The 4,339-nt window shown below is 70.2% G+C and carries 4 protein-coding genes; 2 read left to right on the forward strand and 2 right to left on the reverse strand.

All coding sequences use genetic code 11. The features are described 5' to 3' along the window. Positions 1-155 precede the first annotated feature (155 nt). The gene (locus CCN44_RS38845) at positions 156-986 is read left to right on the forward strand and encodes an HAD family hydrolase (RefSeq protein WP_059251463.1); all 831 of its coding nucleotides are present in this window, start codon (positions 156-158) and stop codon (positions 984-986) included. A gap of 392 nt (positions 987-1,378) precedes the next feature. On the opposite strand, the gene CCN44_RS38850 is transcribed toward CCN44_RS38845, so the two are convergent. Beyond that, positions 1,379-2,242, reverse strand: coding sequence for a Fic family protein (locus CCN44_RS38850; RefSeq protein ID WP_059251461.1), 864 nt, complete (start codon positions 2,240-2,242; stop codon positions 1,379-1,381). Positions 2,243-2,343: 101 nt separating this feature from the next. Between CCN44_RS38850 and CCN44_RS38855 the strand changes: the two genes are divergently transcribed. After that, positions 2,344-3,324 carry an ATP-binding protein gene (locus CCN44_RS38855; protein ID WP_202430257.1) on the forward strand — a complete coding sequence of 327 codons (981 nt, stop codon included), beginning with the start codon at positions 2,344-2,346 and terminating at the stop codon, positions 3,322-3,324. Positions 3,325-3,327: 3 nt separating this feature from the next. Here CCN44_RS38855 and CCN44_RS38860 read toward each other — a convergent pair. Continuing rightward, positions 3,328-4,339 (reverse strand): polysaccharide deacetylase family protein (locus CCN44_RS38860; protein ID WP_086703680.1); only part of this gene is annotated, 1,012 nt, incomplete at its 5' end.

Below are 4,339 nucleotides of genomic sequence, written 5' to 3' on the forward strand. Positions count from 1 at the left end.
GGGGGAGAGCGGGGGTCGTCCCCACGGCCGACTCGGGGGGGGAGGAGTCGGACCGGGTTAGCACGGTCGCGAACGATCCGTGACTTCCATGGTGTACCCGAGAGCCCTCTCAGGCAAACCCACGCGCCCCACCTTACGCCGAATGGTGGGCGCCTATGCTCAGGGACGTGGAAAACCACTCCTTGCCCCGCGCAGCGGCCTTCTTTGACCTGGACAAGACGGTCATTGCGAAGTCGAGCACGCTCACCTTCAGCAAGTCCTTCTACCAAGGCGGGCTGATCAACCGCAGGGCCGCGCTGCGTACCGCATACGCCCAGTTCGTCTTCCTGGCCGGCGGCCTGGACCACGACCAGATGGAGCGCATGCGCGAGTATCTCTCCACGCTGTGCCGCGGCTGGAACGTCCAGCAGGTGCGGGAGATCGTCGCCGAGACGCTGCACGAGCTGATCGACCCGATCATCTACGACGAGGCCGCCTCCCTCATCGAGGAGCACCACGCGGCCGGCCGGGACGTGGTGATCGTGTCCACGTCGGGCGCCGAGGTGGTCGAGCCGATCGGCGAACTGCTGGGCGCTGACCGCGTGGTCGCCACCCGCATGGTCGTCGGCGAGGACGGCTGCTTCACCGGCGAGGTGGAGTACTACGCCTACGGCCCCACCAAGGCCGAGGCCATCAGGGAACTGGCCGCGTCCGAGGGCTACGACCTCGACCGCTGCTACGCGTACAGCGACTCGGCGACCGACCTGCCGATGCTCCGGACCGTCGGGCACCCGCACGCCGTGAACCCGGACCGCGCGCTGCGCCGCGAGGCCCTCGCGCGCGGGTGGCCGGTCCTGGAGTTCCGCCGCCCGGTCCCGCTCAAGAAGCGACTGCCCACGTTCTCCGTCCCGCCGCGCCCGGCACTGGTCGCGGCGGCGGCCGTAGGAGCTGCGGCGGCGACCGCCGGCCTCGTCTGGTACGCCAGCCGGCGCCGCGGCACCGCCTGAACGGCGCCGGTTTCACCCCCATTCGTGGGTGAAAGTAAAGAAGTGCAGGCTGGGGTTCCGCTTCGTCCCGGCTCGCGGTACAAAGAACTTAGGCCCGCGAGACCAAAGGACATCCGAGAGGATCCCCTACCACTACGCACATGGCCCCACGGACCCCGCACGGACACCGGGCACCCACGCGACGTCGACCCGTCGATTACGGGCCAGCCGCACCAGGTGACGGGCAAAGCACCCCGACCTGATGGGCGACATATCGAGGACGCTTGGTACCCCGGTGAGCGTGCCAGCGGCGGTACGAACACTCGTACCGCCGCAACCCTTGTCCGGGGTTGCCCGCAGGTCCCTCAGGGCTCCGCCCCTTCGGCCCGCGGCCCCCGCATGCCGCCGTCGCCTCAGGCCGCGCCGCGCTGCAGCGCCTCGCACACCGCGGTCGACTCGCGCACGCCCAGCTCGACCGCCCGGCCGCAGTGGGCGATCCAGGCCGCCATGCCCTCGGGGGTGCCGGAGACGTACCCGTCCAGCGCCGCCAGGTAGGAGGCGCGGCCCAGCTCCGCGTACCCGACCTCGGCCGGACAGATCGCCTTCGGGTCCAGGCCGCTGCCGATCAGCACGATCCGCTCGGCCGCGCGCGCGACCAGACCGTTGTGGGACGTGAAGGGGCGCAGGGCGAGCAGTTCACCGTGGACCACGGCGGCCGTCACCAGCGCGGGCGCGGAGCTGCCGGCGATGATCAGGTCCGCCAGCCCCTCCAGCCGTCCCGAGACCTCCTCGGCGTCCGGCAGCGGCAGCTCGATCAGCGGCTCCTCCACCGGCTCGCCGGCCTGGCGCGGCCTGCCCACCCGGTCGTCCCCGCTCGCCGCGGCCACCAGGTGCAGCCGGGCCAGCACCCGCAGGGGCGACTGGCGCCAGATGGACAGCAGCTGTCCCGCCTCGGCGGTGAGCCGCAGGGCCGCGCCCATCACGCGGGCCTCGGGGTCGGCGCCGAAGTCGCTGCGCCGGCGCACCTCCTCCAGGGCCCAGTCGGCACCGGACAGCGCCGCCGAGCCACGGGCGCCGCGCAGGGCCGCCTCGGAGGTGATCTCGTTGCTGCGGCGCCGCATGATCCGGTGCCCGTAGACCCGGTCCACGGCCTTGCGCACGGACTCCACGGACTCGGCCACACCGGGCAGCGAGCCCAGGGCCGCGAGCGGGTCCCCACTGTTCGAGCCCGTTCGAGAGCTTGGGGGAGGCTCGGCGGTCGCTCCTGTCGTACTCATGAGTACGACAGTACGCACCTCACCGGCCGACCCCACGAAGGAGTGGTCTTCTTCACTTCCTCGTGACACATACAGCTATGGCGCGGCTACCCTTGGTGAACATGAAAATTGCTTTCGTCGGGAAGGGCGGCAGCGGCAAGACCACGCTCTCCTCCCTCTTCATCCGCCATCTCGCGTCCGTCGGCGCCCCGGTGGTCGCCATCGACGCGGACATCAACCAGCACCTCGGCCCCGCGCTCGGCCTCGGCGAGGAGGAGGCGGCGGCGCTGCCCGCCATGGGCGAACAGCTGCCCCTGATCAAGGACTACCTGCGGGGCAGCAACCCGCGCATCGCCTCGGCCGCGACGATGATCAAGACCACCCCGCCCGGCGAGGGCTCACGGCTGGTCCGGGTGCGCGAGCCCAACCCCGTCTACGACGCCTGCGCCCGCCCGGTGGAACTCGACGGCGGTGCCGTCCGTTTGATGGTCACGGGCCCCTTCACGGACGCCGACCTGGGGGTCGCCTGCTACCACTCCAAGACGGGAGCGGTGGAGCTGTTCCTGAACCACCTCGTCGACGGCCCCGACGAGTACGTCGTGGTCGACATGACGGCCGGTTCGGACTCCTTCGCCTCCGGCATGTTCACCCGCTTCGACATGACGTTCCTCGTCGCCGAGCCGACCCGGAAGGGGGTGTCCGTCTACCGCCAGTACAAGGAGTACGCGCGGGACTTCGGCGTCGCCCTGCAAGTCGTCGGCAACAAGATCCAGGAGCCGGACGACATCGACTTCCTGCGCGCGGAGGTCGGCGACGACCTGCTCGTGACGGTCGGGCGCTCGGACTGGGTGCGCGCCATGGAGAAGGGCCGCCCGCCCCGGTTCGAATTCCTGGAGGAGGCCAACGCCCGCGCACTGGAGACGCTCCGGGCCACCGTGGACGCCACCTACGAGCGGCGGGACTGGGAGCGCTACACCCGCCAGATGGTGCACTTCCACCTGAAGAACGCCGAGTCCTGGGGCAACGAGCGCACCGGGGCCGACCTGGCGGCGCAGGTCGACCCCCACTTCGTGCTCGGCGAGAGTGTGGCGACGCCGGCCTGACGGCTACGACGTGCGCGCCGGCGCCCCGGGCACGCCCTTGGGCGCCGGGGCCGGGCGGCCGGACAGGAAGGACGCCCAGCCCTGCCGGGGCGCCTCACCGACCTCCAGGGTGCGCAGCCTCGCCAGGACCTGCGGGTCCTGGGCGTCCAGCCAGTCGGCCAGCCGGCGGAAGGAGACACAGCGCACCTCGGGCTTGGTGCACACCTCCTTCACCACCTCTTCGACGGCGCGCATATAGGTGCCGCCGTTCCAGGACTCGAAGTGGTTGCCGATGATCAGAGGCGCGCGGTTGCCGTCGTAGGCGCGGTAGAAGCCCTTGAGCAGGCCGTCGCGCATCTGGTCGCCCCAGTAGTCGAACTTGTCGGGGTCGCCCTGGGTCTCGGTGCCGGACTGGTTGACCATGAAGTTGTAGTCCATGGTCAGCTGCTCATAGGTGTGGCCCGGGAAGGGCACCAGCTGCATCGACAGGTCCCACAGGCCCTGCTTCTTCTTGGGCCACACCTGGTCGTTGACTCCGCTGGAGTCGTAGCGGAAGCCGAGCCGGCGAGCGGCCTTCATGAAGTTCTTCTGCCCTTCCAGGCAGGGAGTGCGGGCGCCGATCAGCTCCTTCTCGTAGTCGAAGGGCAGCGGGTCCGCCTGCTTCATGCCGGTGTTGGTCTTCCAGGACTTCACGAACCGCTTGGCCTGGGCGATCTCGCTCTCCCACTCGTCCACCGACCAGGTGCCGACCCCTCCGTCGGGGCCGCAGAAGTGGCCGTTGAAGTGGGTGCCGATCTCGTTGCCCTCCAGCCAGGCCAGCCGCACCTGCTTCAGGGTGTCGACGATGCCCTGCTCGTCGTTGAAACCGATGTCGGAACTGCCCGGCGGGTGCTGGGGCGGCTTGTAGAGCTCGCGCTTCTCCTTCGGCAGCAGGTACACGCCGCTGAGGAAGTACGTCATCGTCGCGTTGTTCTCCTTGGCGACGTTGCGGAAGTGCGAGAACAGCCTCTGGCTGTCCTCCCCCGCGCCGTCCCAC

Source organism: Streptomyces tricolor, from assembly GCF_002155905.1.
Lineage (GTDB): Bacteria > Actinomycetota > Actinomycetes > Streptomycetales > Streptomycetaceae > Streptomyces > Streptomyces tricolor.

Excerpts from the sequence above, each read along its gene's own strand:
- CCN44_RS38845 (WP_059251463.1), top strand. The coding sequence starts at position 156 with ATGCTCAGGGACGTGGAAAACCACTCCTTGCCCCGCGCAGCGGCCTTC.
- CCN44_RS38850 (WP_059251461.1), bottom strand. The coding sequence starts at position 2,242 with ATGAGTACGACAGGAGCGACCGCCGAGCCTCCCCCAAGCTCTCGAACG.
- CCN44_RS38855 (WP_202430257.1), top strand. The coding sequence starts at position 2,344 with ATGAAAATTGCTTTCGTCGGGAAGGGCGGCAGCGGCAAGACCACGCTC.